Source organism: Sphingomonas sp. CCH15-F11, assembly GCF_001557005.1.
In the GTDB taxonomy this organism is placed as follows: domain Bacteria; phylum Pseudomonadota; class Alphaproteobacteria; order Sphingomonadales; family Sphingomonadaceae; genus Sphingomonas.
Map to the genome: position 1 here is coordinate 1 of NZ_LSKG01000087.1, position 23,099 is coordinate 23,099.

Below are 23,099 nucleotides of genomic sequence, written 5' to 3' on the forward strand. Positions count from 1 at the left end.
CCATGGCCGCGTAACTTAAACCAAATCGCCTCCGGCAATCCCGGGGCGGTTCACCGATGCTGATCAGCAGCAGCATGAGAAAGCCTTCGGGTGTCATGCGCGTCGCTCATTGCTTGCCTCGAGGTGGATCGTTCCGATTGTGGTTTCCTGCGGACGTCGGAGGGCTGGCCTCGCGGGCGTCGGGAAACGCGATGTCGAACCGCGAAGCGCCCTGTGCCCAGCGCGGCGAGATCTGAACCTGGTCATGGATGTGTGCGCCAAGCCACAAGAGCCCGCCGCCGAAGCTCAAGCCGAGGAAGCCGACCGCTGCCAGTCCCAGCTCTATCGCCGTCGCGTCATGGCGAGGTGGCAGGTGCACCAAATGATAGAGGTGACGCAGCGCAAGCGCGCCCACCAGTGCAAGCGCGATGCCCGACGCCCGGAGCGCCAAGTCGTAAGCCGCACTTTTCCTGTCGAGGCGCATGCCGCACTCCATGTTGCGGCATTCGATTTATCGGTCAGCGCATAGGGATTCGAGCCAATGGCTGATCGTTCTTCATAGTGATTTCATAGTATTCGGCAGCAGAGCGGAAGATCGATGCGAGAGTTGGTACTCAGCTATCCGCCATCAGGCGATAGCCTACCCCCAGCTCGTTCATGATGAGCGATGGGCGCGAAGGATCCGGCTCCAGCTTCTGGCGAAGATTGCGGACGACGATCCGGAGGTAGTCGATGCGGCGATCGACCTCGTAGGGCCAGGCTGCTTCCAGAACGCGTTGGTGAGTAACGACGCGACCAGGGTGGAGGGCGAGCTGGTTCAGGACCTCGAACTCCTTCCGGGTAAGATGCACCTCCTCGCCTTCGCGCAAGACCTGACGACCGACCAGATCGATGGTCACGTTGCCGGCCCGCACGGTCGGCGAGGCGCCCTGTGCTTCGACACGGTCGCGGAGCGTTGCGCGTAAGCGAGCGAGCACTTCCTCGCTGTCGAACGGCTTGGTCACATAATCATGCGCTCCCAAATCGAGCGCCGCCACCTTCTGGTCCGTAGCATCGCGGGCGGATACGACGATGATCGGTGCGGGACATTGCTGGCGCAGGAGCGTCACGATCTCGAGACCGTCGCGGTCGGGGAGACCTAGATCGAGCAAGATCGCATCCGGCCTGCCGTCCCGAGCCTGGCTGAGCGCCTCGGCGGCCGTTGTCGCTTCGATCGACGCGTATCCAGCGCGAGTGAGCGTGCCCTCGAGCAAGCGGCGAATGTGGAGATCGTCGTCGACGATGAGGATGCGGTGTCCGCTCATATATCAAGTCCTTGTTCCGAAGGCCGCACGAGCAGCCGTTCGGGAAAATGAATGCTGAAGCACGCGCCCTGGCCGTCGTCGCGATTCTGCGCCTTGACGGTCATGCCCATCGCTTCGGCGAACCCTTTGACGATCGCGAGGCCGAGGCCGGTGCCGCTGACAGACCGGTCAGACCCTTCCAGGCGCCGGAACGTCTCGAACACTTCGGCTTCGCGCCCCTCCGGAAGCCCGACACCGCGATCCATGACCGACAGGACGAGTTCGTCGCGCAGCCGCGCCGCTCGGATGACGATCGGCGTGCCGGGGTCGCCGTAGCGCCCGGCATTGTCGAACAGATTGAGTAGGCAATGATGGAAGAGCTGCGGGTCTACCGTGACGAGCGGCAGATCCGGCGCGACTTCCAACTCGATCGGATGCCCGTCGAGCGACCTGCGCGTGTCGTGGACTGCGCCTCCCACCGCATCGGTGAGATCGACCGGCTCGATATTGAGCTTGAGCGCACCGGCTTCGACGCGGGCCATGTCGAGCAGGTTCGCGACGAAGCGGTTGAGCCGGGTCGCCTCGCTCTCGAGCGTGTCGAGCAGCGGATCGCGGTATTTACGACGCAGTTCGGCAGCCGCCGCCAGAACGGAGGTCAGTGGGGTCCGCAAATCATGGCTGACCGAAGATAGCAGCGCCGTGCGCAACCGTTCGCGCTCATGAACCGCGTCGACATCGCGCATCTCGCTTTCGAGCCGAAGTCGTTCGAGCGCGAGCGCGGTCTGGTCCATGAGACTGCCGAGCAAGGGAAGCTGGTCGGAACGGACCGGATCACCTCCATCCTCGCGCGCGAGGCCGAGAACGGCCAGGACGCGGTCGCCGGCCCTCAGTGGTTGGAATTGCCAGTCGGACGCCGTGAGTGTCCCAGTACCACGGCCGGCCGGCTGACCCGTCTCGTTCACCCACTGCGCCGCCGCCATTTCCATGGTCTCGAGGTTCGAACCCATGTGACTGGCAGCCTTGACGGAGAAGCCGCCGGTGGACTGCTCGAGCATGACGACGCGCAACGAGAGCAGGCGCGCAATCTCGACGCAGGCCGCGCTTGCGACTTCCGCCGGGTCGTTGAGCGAGGTCAAATGGCGCAGATAGCCGGCGAGCGCGGCATTGGTGCGCGCGCTGGTTGCGGCCAAGTCCGCCTGCAGCCGGACGCGGGAGGTGAGCTGGCTGGTAACGAACGCAACGCCCAGTAGCACAATGACCGAGATCACATTCTCGGCATTGTTGATCGTGAGCGTGCCGGTGGGCGGCAGGAAGAAGAAATTGTAAGCGAGGCTGGACGCGAGGCCCGCGAAGAGCCCGGTGCGAAGACCGAACAGACTCGCCGCTGCCATGACCGGCACGAGATACAGCATGCCCACATTTCCGAGGTCGAGAACGTGGAACAGTCCCGAGCCGATCACCGTGACGGCGGCGACCGACGCGAGTGTCCAGGCATAGCCGGAAGGCGCTCCCCAAGGAGATGCGGCACGGCGGGTGAGGGGCGATGAGCGCTTGGCGCTAAGCTGTTCTACCTCGAACGGTAGTACATGCACGGCGACGCCGGGCGTCTCGCGCACCAAGCGATCGACGACCGAGCCGTGACGCAGTTCGAACCAGCGAGAACGGGCGGACTTGCCGACGATCAACTGGGTCGCGCGTGCGTCGAGCGCGAAAGCCTTCAGACCTTCAATCACGTTGGCGGCAGGTACGGTCGCGACTTGGCCGCCAAGCTGGGTGGCGAGCGCGAGGACGGCGGCGATCCTCTGATGATCCTCGGGTCCGAGCTGACGGGTCCGAGCCGTCTCGATGTGGATCGCGGTCCATGGCGCATGAAGGGCGTCGGCGATACGCTTCGCCGCGCGGACCAATCCAGTCGAGCCCGGCAGTTCGCTCACCGCGACGACGATCCGCTCGCTGCCCGCCCAGGTGCCGCCGAGCGCATTGGCGCGGACATGCTCCAGCATCTGCGCGTCGACCGCCTGCGCCGCGCGGCGCAAAGCCAGTTCGCGAAGCGCTGAAAGGTTCGACTTAGAGAAGAAGTGGTTGAGCGCGCGGGTGGCTTCCTGGGGCAGATAGACCTTGCCCTCCTTCAGCCGCTCGATGAGCTCGTCGGGTGGGATGTCCACCACTTCAATCTCGGCCTGTTCGAGGATGCTGTCCGGCACGGTCTCGCGCACGCGGACGCGGGTGAACGAGGCGACGACGTCGTTCAGGCTCTCCACATGCTGGATGTTGACTGTCGAATAAACGTCGATGCCGGCATCCAGCAGTTCCTCGACATCCTGGAAGCGCTTGGGATGCCGGCTTCCTGCGGCGTTGGTGTGGGCCAGCTCGTCGACCAGCGCGAGCTGCGGGCGCCGCTCCAGCAATGCGTCCAGATCCATCTCGGTCAGCGTATGACCCTGATGTTCGATCTCGCGGCGCGGCAGGATTTCAAGGCCGCGCGTCAAGGCTTCCGTTTCGGCGCGGCCATGCGTTTCCACAACACCAACGACAACGTCGATACCGGCTTTGCTGCGTGCCGCGCCCTCGGACAGCATCTCGAACGTCTTGCCGACCCCCGGGGCCGCGCCGAGAAAGATCTTAAGCTTGCCCCGGCCTTCCTGCGCGGCCGCGCGCAGGAAGGCCTCGGGGGCAGGCCGATCCCGCTCCGTCAACGCGCCGGGCCGGTCCGCTGGCCCGCAAGTCCGTCGAGCTGTTGGTTGAGCGCGAGCACGTTAACGCGGTCTTCGCCAAGGAATCCCAGCAGCGGATGCTCTACGTTGCGCGTCACCAGCGCTCGAACTTGCGCTTCGGAAACGCCCCGCGCCCGGGCCACGCGAGCAACCTGCGCAAGCGCTGAGGCCGGCGAGAGGTGAGGATCGAGACCCGAACCGCTGGCGGTCACGAGATCGCCCGGAAGCGGCCCGGCCAAGCCGGCGGCGCGCTGCTTGTCGACATCAGCCTTCACGCGATCGCTGAGCGCCTGCGCGGTCGGGCCGAGGTTCGAACCTGCCGAGGCGAGGCCATCATAGCCTTTCCCCGCGGCCGATGGCCGCGTTTGGAAATAGCGGTCGCTGACGAACGCCTGGCCGATGACGGTCGATCCGATCGTGCGGCCCTGCGGGTCGCGGATCAGGCTGCCGTTAGCCTGGAAGGGGAAGATCGTCTGCCCGATGCCGGTCATGACCAGAGGATAGACGATCCCCAGCAGGAGCGCGAACAGGATCGCGAGAACGATCGCGGGCCGCAGTGACGTGACGATGTCCTTGTTCATGGGGACGCCTCCTCAGGCGAGACCGATGCCGTTAACGGCAAGGTCGATGATCTTGATGCCGACAAACGGCGCGACGAGGCCGCCAAGGCCGTAGATGGCGAGGTTGCGGGCGAGCAGCGGTCCCGCGCCCATCGGCTTGTACGTCACGCCCTTGAGCGCCAGTGGCACCAGCAGCGGAATGATCAAGGCGTTGAAGATGATCGCCGACAGGATCGCACTCTCGGGCGTCGTCAGACCCATGATGTTCAGCACACCGAGCCCCGGATAGAGCGCGACGAACATCGCCGGAATGATCGCGAAATACTTCGCCACGTCGTTGGCCACCGAGAAGGTGGTGAGTGCACCGCGCGTCATCAGAAGCTGCTTGCCGAGTCCCACCACCTCGATCAGCTTGGTCGGGTCGCTGTCAAGATCGACCATGTTGCCGGCCTCGCGCGCCGCCTGTGTGCCGGTGTTCATCGCCACGCCGACGTCGGCCTGGGCGAGCGCGGGAGCGTCGTTGGTGCCGTCGCCGCACATCGCCACCAGGCGCCCGCCGGTCTGCTCCTTGCGGATCAGCTCAAGCTTGTCCTCGGGCGTTGCCTGGGCAAGGAAGTCGTCGACTCCCGCTTCGGCCGCGATCGCCGCCGCCGTCAGCGGGTTGTCGCCAGTGATCATCACCGTGCGAATGCCCATCTGGCGCAGCTCGGCGAACCGCTCCCGAATGCCGGCCTTCACCACATCCTTGAGGAAGATCGCGCCGAGCAGCTTGCCGTCCTTCGCGACCGCCAGGGGCGTGCCGCCGGCGCGGGCGATCTCATCGGTGACTCGCCGCAGCTCGGTCGCCGCCGCCGTCTCGCCCAATCCTGGGTTGGCTTTCAGGATCGAATCGACGGCGCCCTTCTGGATGAGCGAGCCGTCGATCTGCACGCCCGAGATGCGGGTCTGAGCGGTGAACGGGATCACCTCAGCGGCCGCAGGCAGCTCGATCGTGGTTACGCGAAAGCGTTCCCGCGCCAACACAACGATCGAACGGCCTTCGGGGGTCTCGTCTGCAAGGCTGGCCAGCAATGCCGCCTCCGCCAACGCCTCCGGCGACGTGCCCGCCACCGGACGGAACTCCGACGCCTGGCGATCGCCGATGGTTATGGTGCCGGTCTTGTCGAGCAGCAGCACGTCGATATCTCCCGCCGCCTCGACCGCGCGGCCCGACTTCGCAAGGACGTTGAAACGCACCAGACGATCCATGCCGGCGATGCCGATTGCGGACAGGAGTGCTGCGATCGTCGTCGGGATGAGCGTGATGAGCAGCGCCGCCAGAATTGCGACCGGAATGCTGCCGCCTGCGTAGCTGGCGAAGCCCGGGATCGTGCCGACCGCAATCAGGAAGATGATCGTCAAGCCGACGAGCAGGATGGTGAGCGCGATCTCGTTGGGCGTCTTCTGCCGCTCGGCGCCTTCGACCAGCGCGATCATGCGATCGAGGAAACCCTGGCCCGGATCGGCGGTGACGCGCACCTTGATCTGGTCCGAGATCACGCGCGTGCCGGCGGTAACGGCCGAACGGTCGCCGCCCGCCTCGCGAATGACCGGCGCGGATTCGCCGGTGATCGCCGCTTCGTTGACGCTGGCGACACCCTCGACCACCTCGCCGTCCGCCGGGATGAGATCGCCGGTCTCGACCAGCACGATGTCACCGGCACGAAGCTGGCTCGCCGCGACCTGCTGGGTGCGACCGTCCTTCAGCCGCTTGGCCGTCAGTTCGGCCTTGGTCGCGCGCAGCGAGGCGGCCTGCGCCTTGCCACGCCCTTCCGCCAGCGCCTCGGCGAAGGTGCCGAACAGCACGGTCAGCCAAAGCCAGATGACGAGCTGCAGCTTGAAGCCGATGCCCAGCGTGTCGCCGCCAATAACGAGCAGGATCGTCATCAGCAGCGCGACACAGGCGGTCACGAACATCACCGGATTGCGGATCAGTTCCCTGGGATTGAGTTTCTTGAAGGCGTCGCCGATCGCCGGAACGATCAGCTCGGCCGTGAACATGGATTTGGTGGTTGCGCGTGCCATCTGGCGCCCCCCTTAGAAGAGTTGCCCGCGGATCATCGCGAGATGATCGGCGATAGGACCGAGCGCGAGGCTCGGCAGGAAGGTTAGGCCGCCCAGGATCAGGATGATCCCGACCAGCAGGCCGACCCAGAGCGGACCCGTCGTCGGGAAAGACCCGGCGCTTTCGGGCGTGTACTTCTTGGCGGCCAAGCTGCCCGCAATCGCCAGCATCGGTACGATCACGAAGAACCGCCCAAGCCACATCGCGATGCCGAGCAGGCTGTTGTAGAAGGGCGTGCCCGCAGTCAGACCGGCGAAGGCGGAGCCGTTGTTTCCGGTCGCCGAGCTATAGGCATAGAGTATCTCGGAGAAGCCGTGCGGCCCCTTGTTCAGCGGGCCTGCAAGGCCCGCCGGGAGCACCGCGCTGATTGCCGTGAACCCCAGGATGCACAGCGGCAGGATGGCGATGGCCAGCACCGCCAGCTTCACTTCCTTCGCCTCGATCTTCTTGCCGACATATTCGGGCGTACGCCCCACCATCAGGCCGGCGACGAACACCGCCAGGATGGCGAACAGCAGGAAGCCGTAGATGCCGGCGCCGACGCCGCCGATCACGATCTCGCCGAGCTGCATGTTGAACAGCGGAATCATTCCGCCCAGCGCGGTGAAGCTGTCGTGCATGGCGTTGACCGCACCGCAGGAGGCAGCCGTGGTGACGACCGAGAACAGGGCGCTGGCGGCGATGCCGAAGCGGACTTCCTTGCCCTCCATGTTGCCGCCCGTCGTGCCGAGGTTGTGCAGGATCGGGTTGCCGGCAGCTTCTTGCCAATAGGTCACGGTGACGCCGGCCATGAACAGCACCAGCATCGCCGCCAGGATGACCCAGCCTTGGCGCGTGTTGCCGACCGCCTTGCCGAAACACCAAGTGAGACCGAAGCCGATGACGAAGATCGACAGCATCTGGACGAGATTGGTGAGCGCGGTCGGGTTCTCGAACGGATGCGCGGAATTGGCGTTGAAGAAGCCGCCACCGTTGGTGCCGAGCATCTTGATTGCTTCCTGGCTCGCCACTGGCCCGAGCGCCAGCGTCTGCTTGACGCCTTCGAGCGTGCTCACGTCGACCGACGCGGCGAGCGTCTGCGGAACGCCCGAGGCGATCAGGAACAGCGCGTAGACGAAGCAGATCGGCACCAGCAGGTAGAGGGTCACGCGGGTGACGTCCGCCCAGAAGTTGCCGAGCGACTTCATCTCCCGCCGCGCGAAACCGCGGAAGAGCGCGAAGGCGAGCGCGATCCCGGTTGCCGCCGACAGAAAATTGTGGATCGTCAGGCCGAGCATCTGGCTGAGGTTCGACAGTGCCGCCTCACCCGAATACCATTGCCAGTTGGTGTTGGTGGTGAAGCTGACGGCGGTGTTGAAGGCACCGTCCGGCCCCACGCCGGCATAGCCCAGGCCGTTGAGCGGGAGCACGCCCTGCAGCCGGAGCACCGCATAGGTGAAGACCATCAGCACGAAGTTGAACAGCAGCATGTGCACGGCGTAGCGGCGCCAGCTCTGTTCCTCGTTGGGATCAATACCGGCGAGCTTGTAGAAGCCCGTCTCGATGGGGCCGAGCACAACATGGAGCGGCGTGCGCCGGCCCTCGTAGAGCGCGTAAAGCCACGCGCCGACCGGCTTGGTCAGCGCCAGCAAGATGCCAACGAAGACGAGAATGAGAATCCAGCCCTGGAGGGTCATGATAACGGCCTCCCTTCTAGAAGCGTTCGGGGCGGACGAGCACCGCCACCAGATAGAGGAGGAGACCGAGCGCGGTCAGCGCGGCGAGCCACAGATCAAGCGTCATGGCTGCACCTCACGCATCATTGCACAGCCGGGCGTAGGCCAGCGTCGCCGCCAGCAGCCCTGCCATGACCGCCAACCAGAGCAGATCCTGCATATGTCGTCTCCCGTTAGAATGCGGCGGTCAGCGACAGCAGCACGGCACCGTCCGCGATGGAGCCGGTGCCGTCCTGGCCTTTGCTGAAGCTTGGTTGCAGATAGGCCGCATCGCGCGGGCCGATGTCGGTATCGACGTAGGACACGCCGATCGTCAGGTTGCGCCAGGTCGCATCGACCCCGAGCGACCAATCCCAATATTTGCCGGTCGGTGCGACGCTGGTCGCATTGGGTCCAAGACCCGGATTGCCGTCAGAATATCCGATATGCGCCTTGGCGGTGAGCGGCGTGCCCTTGAGCGCGACCGCGGCATCACCCCACACGTAGAGGTTGTCGTCCTTGGCGCCCGGACGGTTGTAAACGCCCGCAGCAGCATCCGCGCCGGTCTCATACCAGCGGCCGAGTGCTTCCTGCTTCGGTGCATAGGCGACGCCCGCCGTCAGGGTCGCAGGCCCGGCGGTCCCGGATAGCTTCACATAGGGCTCGGCGAAGTCGGTCTTATCGGCTCCGCCCGGATACATGTACCAAGTCAGGCCGACGTCCAGCGTCGCATTGTCGGAAAGCGGGAGTTTGTAGCCGGCGATAAGGTCCAGTTCCATGTTGGCGCCGCCGAACGTGCCCCAGCCGGAGAGGTTGGAGGCCCAGGTGCCCACATAGACGCCGCTCTTGTGCGCGATGGTGAGGCCTCCCTGGACCGCCATCTCCTTGTCGGTCTGCGAGATACCGCGGAAGCGGTAGTCAGAGGTAATTGTCGCCGAGCCAGTGACGGTGACCTCGGGATCAGGCGCTTCGGCGTCCTGTGCAAAGGCCGGAGCGGCCGGAACGAGAAACAAGACTGCCGCAGCAGCGGCGGGTAGGCGGTACATGTCGTTATCCCCCATGAGGAGCGGCGGAGACGTTCCGCGCGCGAATCGTGAGGGTGACCAAATATTGCGAGGGGGCGTTAAGTATCGAGATGGCAACCAGGCCATCTCCATAGTGTTTGCATATAGATCGATGCGCTGAACTGGCCGCGCCATCAGATTTCCACCTGCGAACCGAGCTCCACAACCCGGTTTGTCGGCAAGCGGAAGAAGTCCATTGCGCTTTCGGCATTGCGCTGCATCCACGCGAACAGCTTCTCGCGCCAGATCATCATGCCTGGCCGCTCGGAGGCGATCAGCGTCTGGCGGCCGAGGAAGAAGCTCGTCTCCATCGGCTTGAGCTCCGGATCCCATCCGTGGCACGAGCGCAGCGCCTCGGGCAGGTCCACCTCGTCCATGAACCCGTAGCGCAGGACCGCCCGGTGAATGCCGTGGCCGACGGTCAAGACCTCGATGCGTCGATCGGTGGGAACATGCGGGATACGCTCAATGACAACGGTCGCGATGATGTTGCGCTCGTGAAGCACCTTGTTGTGCTTGACGTTGTGGAGCAGCGCCTGGGGCACGGCGTCTCGACTGGCGGAGAGAAAGACCGCCGTGCCCGGCACACGCCGCAAGCTGCTGGCGGCTGAAGACGCGAACAGTTCGAGTGACATCGCGCTGTCCTCAAGCCGCACATGCATCAGCTTGCGCCCGGTCTTCCAGGTCGTGAGCAGCATAAAGACGATCGCTGCAACGAGCAGCGGGAACCAGCCGCCATCGGGAATTTTGGTGAGCGTCGAGGCGAAGAACATCGCGTCGACGAAGAGGAAGAGGCCGGTCACCGACACGGTCGCCCACAGCGGCCAGCGCCAGACAGTATGGGCGAGCACGCCCAGCATGCAGGCCGTGATGAACATGGTGCCCGTGACCGCGATGCCGTAGGCGGCGGCAAGATTGCTGGAGCTCCTGAAGCCGACCACCAGCGCGATGACAAACCCGAGCAGCAGCCAGTTGACCAGCGGCACGTAGATCTGGCCTGCGGCACGAGCACTGGTGTGGAGGATGCGCAGCCGCGGCAGGAAGCCGAGCTGCACGGCCTGCTGGGTCACGGAGAAGGCGCCCGATATGACCGCTTGGCTCGCGATGATTGTGGCGAGAGTGGCCAGGATCACGAGTGGCAACCGCGCCCACTCTGGCGCCAGCAGGAAGAATGGCGCTTCGATCGCTCCCGGCTGATCCAGCAGCAGCGCGCCCTGGCCCATGTAATTCAGCAGAAGGCACGGGAAAACGGCGTAGAGCCATGCGATCGAGATCGGTCGGCGCCCGTAATGTCCCATGTCGGCGTAGAGTGCCTCGGCGCCGGTGACGGCCAGCACGATCGATCCCAGCGCGAGGAAGGCTAGGCCGAAGTCAAGCGCGAAGAAGTTGATCGCCCACCATGGGTTGAGTGCCATGAGGACCTCGGGACGATCGACTATGTTGGTGACGCCGAGGACAGCGAGAACCACGAAATAGATCGCCATGACGGGGCCGAAGAAAGCACCGACCCGCGCCGTACCGTGCGACTGGATGAAGAACAGCCCGACCATGATCGCGACGGCGATCGGAATGACGAATGGATGCAGGCTGTCCTGGACCGCGGTCAGCCCCTCGACCGCCGAGAGCACCGATATCGCGGGGGTAATGATCGCATCGCCATAGAAGAGCGCCGCTGCGAAGATGCCGAGCATGATCACCGCCGGGAGCCAGGTCTTGTCCTTCACTTTCCCGGTGATCAGTGCGAGCAGAGCGAGACTTCCGCCTTCACCCTGATTGTCGGCGCGCAGGATAATAGCGACATACTTGACCGTCACGATGAGCAGCATCGTCCAGATCATCAGCGACAGGATGCCGTATATATGGAGTTGGTCGACCGGCAGCGGATGATGGCCCGCGAAGCTTTCCTTCAACGCGTAGAGCGGTGACGTCCCGATGTCACCGAACACCACGCCGAGCGCGCCGAGCGCCAGCTTCGATGTGGAATCGCTATGATGGCTCGGCTCGGCCGCAACGGCCGGCATCGGGGATGCAGTCATTCATGGTCCTGAGCAGTCGCTGCCGACGCCCAGTTTGACTATCACCGCATAGTATTTCGAGAGCGCTTTGAGGCGAAACGCATATGTTTTGCATATAGCTTTAGACGAAAAGCCCGAGGGTACCAGGGCGCTGTATCACTGGTCTCGGATTATGCGCTTTCTTGCAAAGCCACCGAGACGGATGAGCTGTCATGCGTGCTCAACTTAGCCATATGGTCGACATAGCAGACCCCACCTACCCTCGAGAGTACGTCTAGCAGAAACTTGGACAGCATTTGGCCTCACAACCACACTGTGTGTCCAGGGCGAGGATTCTGACGGGTGCGACCGGGCCAACGCCATGCGGCAAACCCGCCGGCTGCCGGCTGAGCCCAGGGGTCGGCAGCGCCCCGAAAGGGGCACGCCGGCTCCCTGACGGCGGCGAGATTGCCGAAACCGGGCTGAGATATGTCAGAGCAGCTAGCAGACGGCGTCTCCATAGCGATGCTCGCGCGATGCTTTGCAAACAAGAGCAGGTGCCGAGTGACGACGATAAGGCCGCAACAACTTGCCGGTTCGAAGGGGCAGCGAAGCACAGCCGTCCCGTCCGAAAGCACTTCGCCGTACTCGGCAGCACGCGTTGTGAAATCCGAACTTTAACTCACAAACGGAGGATGGACGATGCGGAAACACCTAATCATCTCGACAGCCCTCGGCGCCCTCGCCATTTCGGCGTGGTCGAGCGCCGCGGCGGCCCAGGCTTCTGCAGCCAGTCAGCAAGCGCAGCCGCAGACTTCGACTCAAGCGGCTCCGCCGGCCGGAGCCCAAGCGCAGTCGAATCCCACCAATCCACCCGAGGCGCAGCGGGACAAGCTCGTCGACGAGGCGGTCGCCGCGGTGCGCGAGACGCAGAACGCGTTGACCGCAATCGACCAGAACAAGAACGACGACGCGATCGCGGCGCTGGAGCGCGCGACCGGCAAGCTCGAGATCGTCCTCGCCCGCACGCCGACGCTTGCGCTCGCTCCGGTCGACGTGAGCGTCGTGACGCACGACGTGATCGGAACCCCGGCCGACGTCGAGAAAATCCGCGGAGAGGTGGGCGCCGCGATCGCCCAGGGTCGCCTGCAGCTGGCGCGCAAGCTCATCTCCGACCTGGGTTCCGAAACGGTCGTGAACATCAGCAAGCTCCCGCTCGGCACCTACCCCGCCGCACTCAAGCAGGCGGCCGCGCTGCTGCATCAGGGCAAGCCGCAGGAGGCCAAGGCGGTCCTTCAGACCGCACTGGGCACGATCGTGATCGACCAGATCGTGATCCCGCTCCCTCTCGTTCGCGCGCAGCTCGCGCTCGAGGACGCGCGCAGCCTGCTCGAGAAAAGGAAGCGAACCGACGCGGAAAGCGCCCGCATGCGCCAGCTGTTGGGAACGGCCCGCACGCAGCTACAGCTCGGCAAAGCGCTGGGCTATGCCACTGACAGCGAGATGACCGACCTGATCGCCTCGGTCGACGATCTCGAGCGTAAGACCGCCGGCTCGCAATCCGCCAAGGGGTTGCTCGATCCCTTTGGTCCCAAGTTCGACGAAGCCCGGCGGTCGAGCCAGCGCCCGCGCTAGGCATCGCTCGGCGTTCGATCGTCTCCCGCGCGGCGGGCTGGTCGACACAAAGCACAAGGGGCGTTCAACCTGGCGAACGCCCCACGGGAGGTAACATGTTGCGCCAGCCCGCCAGCGCACGCGGCGCGTTCGAGGCCCTCGATCGTCTAGCCATCAACACGATCCGTACGCTCGCCATGGATGCCGTCGAGAAGGCGCAGTCCGGCCATCCCGGCACCCCGATGGCGCTGGCGCCAGTGGTCTACACGCTCTGGGCGCAGTTCCTGCGGATCGATCCCGACGTGCCGGACTGGCCCAATCGAGACCGCTTTGTGCTCTCGGTTGGGCACGCTTCCATGCTTCTCTACGCGCTTATCCACCTCGCCGGCATCAAGGAGGTCGATGCGGAAGGCAGGGCCACTGGCCTGCCTGCGGTGAGCCTCGACGACATCAAGAACTTTCGCCAGTTGGGCTCGAGGACGCCGGGCCACCCCGAGTATCGGGTGACGACCGGCGTCGAGACCACGACTGGCCCGCTCGGCCAGGGCTGCGGCAATTCGGTCGGAATGGCGGTCGCCGAACGCTGGCTCGCCCAGCATTTCAATCGCGACGGCTTCATCCTCTTTGACCATGACATCTACGTGCTGTGTGGCGACGGAGACATGATGGAGGGCGTGTCGGGCGAGGCGGCAAGTCTCGCCGGACATCTCAAGCTCTCCAACCTCTGCTGGATTTACGATTCGAACCGGATCAGCATCGAGGGCCATACCGACCTCGCCTTCACCGAGGACGTGGCCAAGCGCTTCCAGTCCTATGGCTGGAACGTGCTCCACGTCGACGACGCCAACGATACTGAGGCGTTCGCGCAGGCAATCGAAAGCTTCAAGGCGACCGACGACCGACCCACCTTCGTCGTCGTCCACTCGATCATCGGCTGGGGCAGCCCCAAGGCGGACAGCGAGAAGGCTCACGGCGAACCGCTGGGTGCCGACGCGATCGTCGCCACCAAGAAGGCGTATGGCTGGCCGGAGGACAAGACCTTCTACGTGCCCGACGGCGTCGCCAAGCGCTTCAACGAGGCGATCGCCTCGCGCGGGCGCCCGCTGCGCGAGGAGTGGGAGGCGACCTTCGCCGGCTATCGTGAGACCTATCCCGGCATGGCGGCCGAGCTGGACGCGATGCGCAAGGGCGCGCTGCCGCCGGGCTGGGAGTCGAGCCTGCCGAGCTTCGACCCGGACCCCAAGGGCGTAGCCTCGCGCGATTCCGCCGGCAAAGTGCTGAACGCGCTCGCCGGCAACGTCCCCTGGCTGATGGGCGGATCGGCCGACCTGTCGCCATCCACCAAGACCGACCTAACGAATTTCGGCTCGTTCCAGGCGGACAATCCTGGCGGGCGCACGATGCACTTCGGCGTGCGCGAGCATGCGATGGGCGCGATCGCCAACGGCATGGCGCTGTCCTACCTCAAGCCCTTCACCGCCACCTTCCTCGTCTTCGCCGACTATATGCGCGCGCCGGTCCGGCTTGCGGCGATCATGGAGCTGCCCGTCACCTTTGTCTTTACGCACGATTCGATCGGGGTCGGCGAGGACGGCCCGACCCACCAGCCGATCGAGCATCTGGCGACACTGCGCGCGATGCCCGGGCTCGACACCATCCGCCCGGGAGATGCGAACGAGGCGGCCGAGGCGTGGAAACTTGCCGTCCGCCAGACCCGTCGGCCGAGCGCGCTGATCCTCTCGCGCCAAGCGCTGCCGACCCTCGACCGGAGCCGCTATGCGGCCGCCGCCGGGGTCGCGAGGGGAGCGTACATCCTTGCCGGCGCCGATGATCCGGAGCTCATCCTGATCGGCACCGGGAGCGAGCTGAGCCTTGTGGTCGGCGCCTATGAGAAGCTGGCAGAGCAGGGCGTACGGGCACGCGTCGTGTCGATGCCGAGCTGGTCCCGCTTCGAGGAGCAGGACGACGCCTACAAGCAGTCGGTCCTAACGCCCGGCATAGAGGCGCGCCTGGCGGTGGAGCAGGGCGGCGCGATCGGGTGGGACCGCTATGTCGGCGCTCGCGGCCGAACGATCACGATGTCGACGTTTGGGGCGTCTGCCCCGCTTGCCAAACTCCAGGAGAAGTTCGGCTTCACCGTCGACCATGTGGTCGAGGCAGCGCGCTCGATGATCTTGCAGGAGGCGTGACGATGGCGAGCCGGGTCAGGAAGCTGCACGATTTTGGCCAGGCCCCCTGGCTGGACTTTGTCGACCGCCGCTTCCTCAAGGAAGGTGGGCTGCAAAGGCTCGTCGAGGAAGACGGCGTCACCGGCGTGACCTCCAATCCGTCCATCTTCGAGAAGGCGATCGCGCATGGCGATGCCTACGACGCGCAGCTCCTGGCTCTTCTCCAGGGCCGACCCGGCACGAGCATCACCCAAGCCTATGAGGCGCTCGCGGTTCAGGACATCCAAGACGCGGCCGACACGCTGCAGCCCGTCTATGACCGGCTGAACGGGACGGACGGCTACGTCAGTCTCGAGGTCTCTCCCTATCTCGCCGAGAGCACCGAGGAGACGGTCGCGGAAGCACAGCGGCTGTGGCGACAGATCGATCGTGCCAATCTGATGATTAAAGTGCCCGGTACCCAGGCGGGTGTCCCCGCCATCCGCCGGCTGATCGAAGATGGCATCAACATCAACGTGACGCTGCTGTTCGGCCAGCAGAGCTATGCCGCGGTTGCGATGGCCTTCGTGGAGGGGTTGGAAGCACGGCTCGCCCAAGGCCAGCCGATCGACCGTATCGCAAGCGTGGCGAGCTTCTTCGTCAGTCGGATCGATGCCGCGATCGACAGGAAAATTGCCGAACGCCTGAAAGGCGTTGACGCGGAGGACGAGGCGCTTGCGGGACTGCGCGGACGGGTCGCCATCGCCAATGCCAAGCTCGCCTATCAATGGTATCTCGGCTTCGTAGCTTCGGAACGCTGGCAGGCGCTCGCGGAGCGCGGGGCGATGCCGCAGCGGCTCCTCTGGGCCTCCACCGGCACCAAGGATCCGAGCTACCCCGACACCCTTTATGTAGACAACCTGATCGGGCCGGAAACCGTCAACACGTTGCCGCCCAAGACGATGGACGCCTTCCGTGATCACGGCACGCTCGCGCCGTCCCTGACCGCCGAAGTGGAAAGCGCGCGTCGGACTCTCCGCGAGGTAGACCGTCTCGGGCTCGACTTGCCGGCGGTCGCGGACGAGCTCGTGCGAGACGGCGTGAAGCAGTTCGCCGACGCAGCCGATGCGCTCCTTGGTGCCGTTGCTGCGAAGCGCTCCGCCATTGTCGGAGACGGGCTGAACAGCATGCACGAGGCACTGCCGCCGGAGCTCGACGAGGCAGTAGAGGTGCGGCTCGAGCGAATGCGTCAGGAAAGCTGGTCCAGACGGCTATGGGCAGGCGACGCCACGCTATGGACCGGCGGCGAGGAAGCCAAGTGGCTCGGGTGGCTTGCCGCAGGTAAGGGCGAGCAGATCGACCCCGAGGCATTGAAGGCTCTCGGCGCTCAGGCAGCCCAGTATCGCTCCGCGGTGCTCCTCGGCATGGGCGGGTCGAGCCTCGGCCCGGAGGTCTTGGCCGAGATCGTGGGGCCGCAGAGCGGCAGCCCGATGATGCATGTGCTCGATTCCACCGATCCGAAGCAAATCGCCGCAGTGGCGGCGGCGATCGACCCCGAGCACACGCTGTTCATCGTTGCCTCCAAGTCGGGCTCGACGATGGAGCCGGAACTGCTGCGCGCCTATTTCTGGAATCTGGCGGGCCAGGACGGCAGTCGCTTCATCGCCATCACCGACCCGGGATCGCGCCTGGCAAAGATCGCGCACGATCATGGCTACGCGGGCGTCTTCCTGGGCGATCCAGCGATTGGCGGCCGCTATTCGGTTCTCAGCGTCTTCGGGATGGTGCCCGCAGCCGTGATGGGCATAGACGTGGCCGAGTTCTTCGCCAGGGTTGCGCCGATGGTGCAGAGCTGCGCGCCGGACGCGCCGCCCGCCTTCAATCCTGGCGTGCGGCTCGGTGCGATCCTGGGGGAGGCGGCGAACCGCGGGCGCGACAAGGTGACGGTGCTGACCTCGCCCGCGCTTCGGGCATTCGGAGCGTGGCTCGAACAGCTGTTGGCCGAGTCCACCGGCAAGCAGGGCAGGGGCATCGTTCCCGTCGACCTGGAACCGCCGGTACCGCCGGCGCACTATGGATCAGACCGCCTCTTCGTGCTGCTGTCGCTCACGGGCGACGATGACGCCAGGCTCGACGCCCATGTCGATGCGCTCGTTACCGCCGGCCACCCGGTCGTGCGGATCGCGCTCTCGTCAAAGGAGATGATCGGGCAGGAGTTCTTTCGCTGGGAGATCGCTACCGCGGTCGCCGGCGCGGTGATCGGGATCAACCCTTTCGACCAGCCCGACGTCGAGGATGCCAAGATCAGGACGCGGGTGCTGATCGACGCCTACGAAGCCACCGGCAGCCTGGCGCCCGAGACACCATTTTTCGATGATGGCAGGGTGGCCTTCTTCGGGCCGGCCGACCGAGGCCACACCGGCGACAATGCGGTCGAGATCCTGCGCACCCATTTAGCGCGTCCCGCCCCCGGCGATTATGTAGGGTTCCTTCTCTACGTAGAACGCACCCCGGCGAACGAGGCTCTCGTCGCACGCATGCGCGAACGGGTCGTGAGGGCGCGACACGTCGCCACCGTCGCGGGCTTTGGGCCACGTTTCCTCCACTCGACTGGCCAGGCGTACAAGGGAGGGCCGCGCTCCGGAGTGTTTCTCGAGATCACCCGCAGGCCCGATCCCGACGTCCCGATCCCAGGACGCAAAGCCAGCTTCGGCACGGTCCAGCTCGCCCAAGCGCGAGGCGATCTCGACGTGCTCGCCAGCCGGGGCCAGCGCGTCCTGCGTGTCCACCTCCAAAGCGCCAGTCTGAGCGACCTTGACGAATTGGTCGACCAAGCACTCCGGAATTGAGCGGGAGCCTGGAAATATGCGGATCGGAATGATCGGCCTCGGCCGGATGGGAGGCAACATCGCCCGTCGGCTTCAACGCTCCGGACATCAGCCAGTGGTCTTCGACCGCAATCCTGACGCGGTGGCGGAACTCGAGCTTGAAGGATTCGAGCCGGCTGACTCGCTTGAGGAAATCAAGAAGAAGCTGGGCACGGAGGCAGTCTTCTGGGTCATGCTGCCCGCGGGCGAGCCGACCGAGAATACGATCCAGATCCTCCGCACGATCGCCGAACCTGGCGACGTCGTCATCGATGGCGGCAACAGCTTCTACAAGGACGATATTCGCCGGGCGAAGCTGCTGGCCGACAAGGGCATCCACTATATCGATGTCGGTACCTCGGGAGGCGTGTGGGGCCTCGAGCGCGGCTATTGCATGATGATCGGCGGACCGAAGGAGGCCGTCGACCATCTCGATCCAATCTTCGACGCGCTCGCGCCGGGCATCGGCACCATTCCGCGGACGCCGAACCGGATGGAGCATGAGGGAGAGGATGCGCGCGCGGAGAAGGGCTATATCCACGCCGGGCCCGCCGGCGCGGGTCACTTCGTCAAGATGGTGCACAACGGCATCGAATACGGCCTGATGCAGGCATATGCCGAAGGCTTCGACATTCTGAAGTCGAAGCAGTCCAGCAAGCTTCCCGAGGATGAGCGCTACGTTCTCAATCTCACCGACATCGCCGAGGTGTGGCGGCGCGGCTCTGTCATATCCTCTTGGCTTCTGGACCTCACCGCGGCGGCGCTCGCCAAGGATCAGATGCTCTCGCAGTTCTCCGGGCGGGTTGCGGATTCGGGCGAGGGGCGCTGGACCGTCGAGGCGGCCATGGAAGAGGCGGTTCCCGCTGTGGTCCTTACGGCTGCGCTGTTTGCCCGATATCGGAGCCGGGTCGAGCACACCTTCGCCGACCAGGTGCTTTCCGCGATGCGCTTCGGGTTCGGCGGGCATGTCGAGATCCCGCAGTGAATGGAGTGACCGTGCCGGGGCGCCCGGCGACGATTGTCATCTTCGGCGCGACAGGAGACCTCACCCGCAGGCTGCTGGTTCCGGCGCTGGCCAACCTCTGCTTCGACGGACTCTTGAGCGAAGAGCTCAACGTCATCGGCATAGCCCTTCGGGATGGCGATGATGAAAGTCTGCGCGTGAGCCTCGACGAGTTCGCGCCGCAGACACAGTGCTGGCAACGATTGCGCCAGCGGACCAGCTACCTCCCCGGCGACTTCACGCTTGGGACTGTCTACGAAAGGCTCAAGCAGCGGCTGGGCGAGGGCGACGCGGCATTTTATCTGGCCACGCCGCCGCAGTTCTTCGGGGTCATCGTGGACAGGCTCGCCGACGCCGGCCTCACGAAGGAACATGACGGCGGCTTTCGGCGGGTGGTGATCGAGAAGCCCTTCGGTCACGACCTCGAATCCGCACGGGCTCTCAACCAGCGGATCTTGTCACGAGTGAACGAGAGCCAAGTTTACCGGATCGATCATTTCCTGGGGAAGGAAACCGTCCAGAACATCCTGGTTGCCCGGTTCGGCAACGCCTGGCTGGAGGCGGTATGGAACCACCGCTACGTCGACCACATCCAGATTTCAGCCGCCGAAGCGATCGGCGTCGGCACCCGCGGGGCGTTTTACGACACAACCGGTGCGCTCCGGGACATGGTTCCCAACCACCTGATGCAGCTTTTGTCGATGATCGCAATGGAGCCGCCAAACAGTTTCGATGCCGAGGTCATCCGCGATGAAAAGGCAAAGCTGCTTCGGGCCGTCCGTCGCATTGCCCCGGATGAGGCGCGAAGCGACGCGGTGCGGGGCATGTACGCAGCCGGCCAGGTCAACGGCCAGATGATCCCCGCCTATCGCGAGACGCCGCACGTGGACCCGAACACCGCCACGGAAACTTATGTGGCGCTCAAGCTCATGGTCGACACCTGGCGCTGGACCGGCGTGCCCTTCTATCTGCGCACGGGGAAAGCGCTCGCCGCACGGGACACCGAGATCGTAGTGACCTTCAACCCGGTGCCTTATGCGACGTTTCGGGAGGCCCCGGTCGCTCATCTCCCGGCCAATCAGCTCGTGTTCCAGATCCAGCCGCACGAAGGGATCGACCTTGGTTTCCTGGTCAAACGGCCGGGTCCGCAAGTGGAGGCGGTCCCCGTAGCGCTCGATTTTGCTTATGCAGAGAAGTTCGCCGTCGCGCACCGGACAGGGTACGAAACCCTCCTGTATGACATGATGATGGGCGATCAGACGCTATTCCAGCGTGCTGACCAGATCGAGGCGGGATGGGCTGTCGTGCAGCCGATCCTGGACGCCTGGGCTCGTGGCGAGGGAGTGCTGGAGGAATATACGCCAGGCACTTCCGGACCTCGCGCCGCCGACGCACTGATCGCCCGCGATGGCCGGCAATGGCACGCATTGGGCCGATAAGTGGAGCCGGACGAACTCCAGTCAGAAAGGGAGGCAGGACCAGGCCGGCACCTTTTTCCGCGAAGGGTTCGGATCGCCCCAAGCCGCGCTGATGCTCGATCGGCCACCGCGCGACAGGCGGGCTCCGAGTGGCATTTCAGAAGTCGCCCTACCGCTCGGTCAGATAATAGCGGTCCATTGCTGTGAGATCGTGCGCGAGCTCATACACGATCGGCTGTCCGGTCGGGATCTCGATCGTGGGAATCTCATCGTCGGGGATGCCAGACAGATGCTTTACCAGCGCGCGCAGCGAATTGCCGTGCGCCGAGATCACGACTCTTCTGCCGGCCTTGAGCTCCGGCGCGATCCTTGCCTCCCAATAGGGCAGCACGCGCCCTGTCGTGTCCTTCAGGCTCTCGGCGTTCGGAATTGCGATGCCGGCGTAGCGGCGATCGCCGGTGACATCATAGGGTCCCCCTGGCTGCTGCGGCGGCGGCGGGATGTCGAACGATCGGCGCCAGATCATCACTTGCTCCGCTCCGTGCCTGGCTGCGGTCGCTGCCTTGTCGAGGCCGGTGAGCCCGCCATAATGGCGCTCGTTCAGACGCCAATCCTTTTCGACGGGCAACCACAACCGCCCCATCGCCTCGAGCGCAAGGTTGAGCGTCTTGATCGCACGCGTCTGGAGGCTCGTGAAGCAGAGGTCGAAGTCCAGCCCCTTCGCCGCCATCAGCTCGCCGGCCGTTTTCGCCTCAATTTCGCCCTGCCGCGTCAGATCCACGTCCCACCAGCCCGTGAAGCGGTTCTCAAGGTTCCAGACCGACTGGCCGTGGCGGATCAGCACGAGCGTGGGCAAGGGGTTCTCCAACGGACATTGCGAGCTGAACGGACGTCTCTCCGCTCCGCGATCCGGCGTCCCGCAGGTTTCACACGCCGTGCCCGAGGCTTGCGATCATCGCGGCCAGCTCAGACCCTTCCGGGATTTCCTCGCGGCCCGCGGCCCGCACAATCAGACGGTTCACGAAGTCGAGCTTGAGCATGATGCCGGGACTGAGACGAAAGGGATAGAGATCCGGTTGCCCCATTGCCCGGTTTACCGCGTTGAGCGCGAAAGATATTGGTATCCACCGTTCAACGAGCGTCGCCGTTGCGACACGATACGCATCGATGTCCGGGCGCGGTGCGCGATTGCCTTCCAGCCCCACACCGAACTCCGCCATCGCTCCGAGCGTGTCGACGATGTGCAGGTAATGAGCGAACGTCTCGGCAAAATCTTCCCAGGGATGCGCAGTTGCATACGCGCTGACATGGTCATCAGCCCAGCCGAGTGCCGGACGGCCGGCATAGTAGCGCTGGACCGCTGCAGCATAATCGATGCGCTCGTCACCGAACAGTGCGCGGAAGGGATCGTGCATGTCGGTGCCGGCGACGAGCCGGTACCAATAATAGTGGCCGATCTCGTGTCGAAAATGACCTAGAAGGGTGCGGTAGGGCTCGCCCATTTGCTGGCGTATGCGCTCCCGCGCCGCGTCGTCCGCTTCGATCACGTTTAGCGTGATGACACCGCCGGCATGGCCGGTGAGAAGTTGAGGGACATAGCCGTTTTCGGCGGCGGCATCGTACAAGAAATCGAAGGCGAGCCCGTCGCTGCGCTCGGCCTTAGTCTCGAGGGGCAGGCCGAGCTTGATCGCACCGCGGATCATGCGCCGCTTGGCCTCTTCGATCCGCCGCCAGCGTTGAAGGACACCGCGCACCGCGAGATCGGGGATCATGCGATTGTGCCGGCAGGCGCGGCACATTGATCCGGTCGGACCGAGCACTTCAGCGCCCTTCTCATCTGCCAGCCAGTTGCACGCGCCGTAACGAACATTGGCGCAAGGCTTTGCCGCGGCGGGTGATCCCTCTGCATCGCGCCACTCGCGCGACCTAGGATCGAGATGACGAAAGGCGTCTATGCGCCAGTCATAGCCAACTGGGTGTGCGCAGCTCGGGCAGGCGCTTTCCTCCAGGTGAAGCTGGTGCCGGCAGTTCGGGCAGGGGAAGGCCAAGCGTCAGATCCCTGTTAGCTGCGCGACGGCAGGCCACGTTCAGGTGTCCGCATGGGACGTCTCGATCGGCTCCGCCATCGCGTTGCCGCAGCACACGGGATGAGGACCCGCGGGCATGCAGCAGGTAGGCACGCCGACCGGGATGAAAACCATTTCCTCCCGTGGCTGAGGTCCCGACCCTCGCGGTGTGTCCCGGCTCTCGTAGGAGAGGCCGTACCGCCGGCAAAAGGCCTCGGCGGCTTCACGCGAAGGGAAGCCGAGCTCCAGATGGGCGAGGGGGTCGCTTCCTCCCGTCCAGCCGGTGAGCGGATCGACAAACGGGCGCGACCGCGGGCGGAAACGGAGCCGCCATCGACCCTCACGGGCGCGGCCGCCGGAGCGACCGGCGAGCGGATCGGGTTCGATGATGGCGAATGCGTCCGCCGGCAGCGCGCTTGCGTAGCGTCGCCACGCCGTATCAAACGGCGAAGACACCTCGGTCGCGACGTTATCGTTAGCGAACTCCGCAAGGCGCGGTGTCGGCGCGGGCGGCGTCGCAATGAACGGTGGAAGAGAATCAGCTCTGGTTGCCATTTTTCCGACTCCGAAGCTGTCTCTTATACACATCTGA

The 23,099-nt window shown here is 64.9% G+C and carries 17 protein-coding genes; 5 read left to right on the top strand and 12 right to left on the bottom strand.

The window, feature by feature from the left end:
• Positions 1-106: 106 nt before the first annotated feature.
• From AX709_RS08220 to AX709_RS08260, 9 genes are all read right to left on the bottom strand, one after another.
• The gene (locus tag AX709_RS08220; protein ID WP_156454211.1) at positions 107-463 is read right to left on the bottom strand and encodes a hypothetical protein; all 357 of its coding nucleotides are present in this window, start codon (positions 461-463) and stop codon (positions 107-109) included.
• Positions 464-593: 130 nt separating this feature from the next.
• The gene (locus tag AX709_RS08225) at positions 594-1,283 is read right to left on the bottom strand and encodes a response regulator (RefSeq protein WP_066548673.1); all 690 of its coding nucleotides are present in this window, start codon (positions 1,281-1,283) and stop codon (positions 594-596) included.
• Positions 1,280-3,958 carry a sensor histidine kinase gene (locus AX709_RS08230; RefSeq protein ID WP_066548677.1) on the bottom strand — a complete coding sequence of 893 codons (2,679 nt, stop codon included), beginning with the start codon at positions 3,956-3,958 and terminating at the stop codon, positions 1,280-1,282. Before AX709_RS08230 ends, AX709_RS08225 begins: the two co-directional genes overlap by 4 nt.
• A complete protein-coding gene (kdpC, locus tag AX709_RS08235; RefSeq protein WP_066548680.1) occupies positions 3,955-4,557 on the bottom strand; it encodes a potassium-transporting ATPase subunit KdpC in 603 nt (200 codons plus the stop codon). Before kdpC ends, AX709_RS08230 begins: the two co-directional genes overlap by 4 nt.
• A gap of 12 nt (positions 4,558-4,569) precedes the next feature.
• Positions 4,570-6,600 (bottom strand): potassium-transporting ATPase subunit KdpB, encoded by a 2,031-nt coding sequence (kdpB, locus tag AX709_RS08240; RefSeq protein ID WP_066548683.1) that lies wholly within the window; start codon positions 6,598-6,600, stop codon positions 4,570-4,572.
• 12 nt (positions 6,601-6,612) lie between these two features.
• Positions 6,613-8,316, bottom strand: coding sequence for a potassium-transporting ATPase subunit KdpA (gene kdpA / locus AX709_RS08245; protein ID WP_066548685.1), 1,704 nt, complete (start codon positions 8,314-8,316; stop codon positions 6,613-6,615).
• A 16-nt stretch (positions 8,317-8,332) separates the two neighbouring features.
• Positions 8,333-8,422: a K(+)-transporting ATPase subunit F gene (kdpF, locus tag AX709_RS08250; protein WP_062116465.1), complete on the bottom strand. Its 90-nt coding sequence runs from the start codon at positions 8,420-8,422 to the stop codon at positions 8,333-8,335.
• A gap of 106 nt (positions 8,423-8,528) precedes the next feature.
• Positions 8,529-9,380: a TorF family putative porin gene (locus AX709_RS08255; RefSeq protein ID WP_066548687.1), complete on the bottom strand. Its 852-nt coding sequence runs from the start codon at positions 9,378-9,380 to the stop codon at positions 8,529-8,531.
• Between the two features lie 152 nt (positions 9,381-9,532).
• The gene (locus tag AX709_RS08260; protein ID WP_066548693.1) at positions 9,533-11,434 is read right to left on the bottom strand and encodes a potassium transporter Kup; all 1,902 of its coding nucleotides are present in this window, start codon (positions 11,432-11,434) and stop codon (positions 9,533-9,535) included.
• Between the two features lie 660 nt (positions 11,435-12,094).
• On the opposite strand from AX709_RS08260, the gene AX709_RS08265 reads away from it, so the two are divergent.
• The 5 genes from AX709_RS08265 to zwf all read left to right on the top strand — a co-directional run bounded on the left by AX709_RS08265 (position 12,095) and on the right by zwf (position 20,462).
• Entirely contained in the window at positions 12,095-13,027 is a 933-nt protein-coding gene (locus tag AX709_RS08265; protein WP_066684992.1) for a YfdX family protein, read from the top strand.
• Positions 13,028-13,122: 95 nt separating this feature from the next.
• On the top strand, positions 13,123-15,195 hold the full coding sequence (gene tkt, locus AX709_RS08270) for a transketolase (RefSeq protein ID WP_066548700.1): 2,073 nt from the start codon (positions 13,123-13,125) through the stop codon (positions 15,193-15,195).
• A gap of 2 nt (positions 15,196-15,197) precedes the next feature.
• A complete protein-coding gene (locus tag AX709_RS08275; protein ID WP_066548702.1) occupies positions 15,198-18,002 on the top strand; it encodes a bifunctional transaldolase/phosoglucose isomerase in 2,805 nt (934 codons plus the stop codon).
• 16 nt (positions 18,003-18,018) lie between these two features.
• The gene (gene gnd, locus AX709_RS08280) at positions 18,019-19,005 is read left to right on the top strand and encodes a phosphogluconate dehydrogenase (NAD(+)-dependent, decarboxylating) (RefSeq protein ID WP_066548705.1); all 987 of its coding nucleotides are present in this window, start codon (positions 18,019-18,021) and stop codon (positions 19,003-19,005) included.
• Between the two features lie 11 nt (positions 19,006-19,016).
• Positions 19,017-20,462, top strand: a complete 1,446-nt coding sequence (gene zwf / locus AX709_RS08285; protein WP_197419038.1) for a glucose-6-phosphate dehydrogenase — start codon at positions 19,017-19,019, stop codon at positions 20,460-20,462.
• Positions 20,463-20,610: 148 nt separating this feature from the next.
• Here zwf and gpmA read toward each other — a convergent pair whose 3' ends face one another.
• The 3 genes from gpmA to AX709_RS18180 form a co-directional block, all read right to left on the bottom strand.
• Entirely contained in the window at positions 20,611-21,297 is a 687-nt protein-coding gene (gpmA, locus tag AX709_RS08290; RefSeq protein WP_066548707.1) for a 2,3-diphosphoglycerate-dependent phosphoglycerate mutase, read from the bottom strand.
• A 70-nt stretch (positions 21,298-21,367) separates the two neighbouring features.
• On the bottom strand, positions 21,368-22,489 hold the full coding sequence (locus AX709_RS08295; RefSeq protein ID WP_066548708.1) for a zinc-binding metallopeptidase family protein: 1,122 nt from the start codon (positions 22,487-22,489) through the stop codon (positions 21,368-21,370).
• Between the two features lie 39 nt (positions 22,490-22,528).
• The coding region (locus AX709_RS18180) for an NADH dehydrogenase ubiquinone Fe-S protein 4 (protein WP_156454212.1) at positions 22,529-23,099 on the bottom strand (571 nt) is incomplete at its 5' end.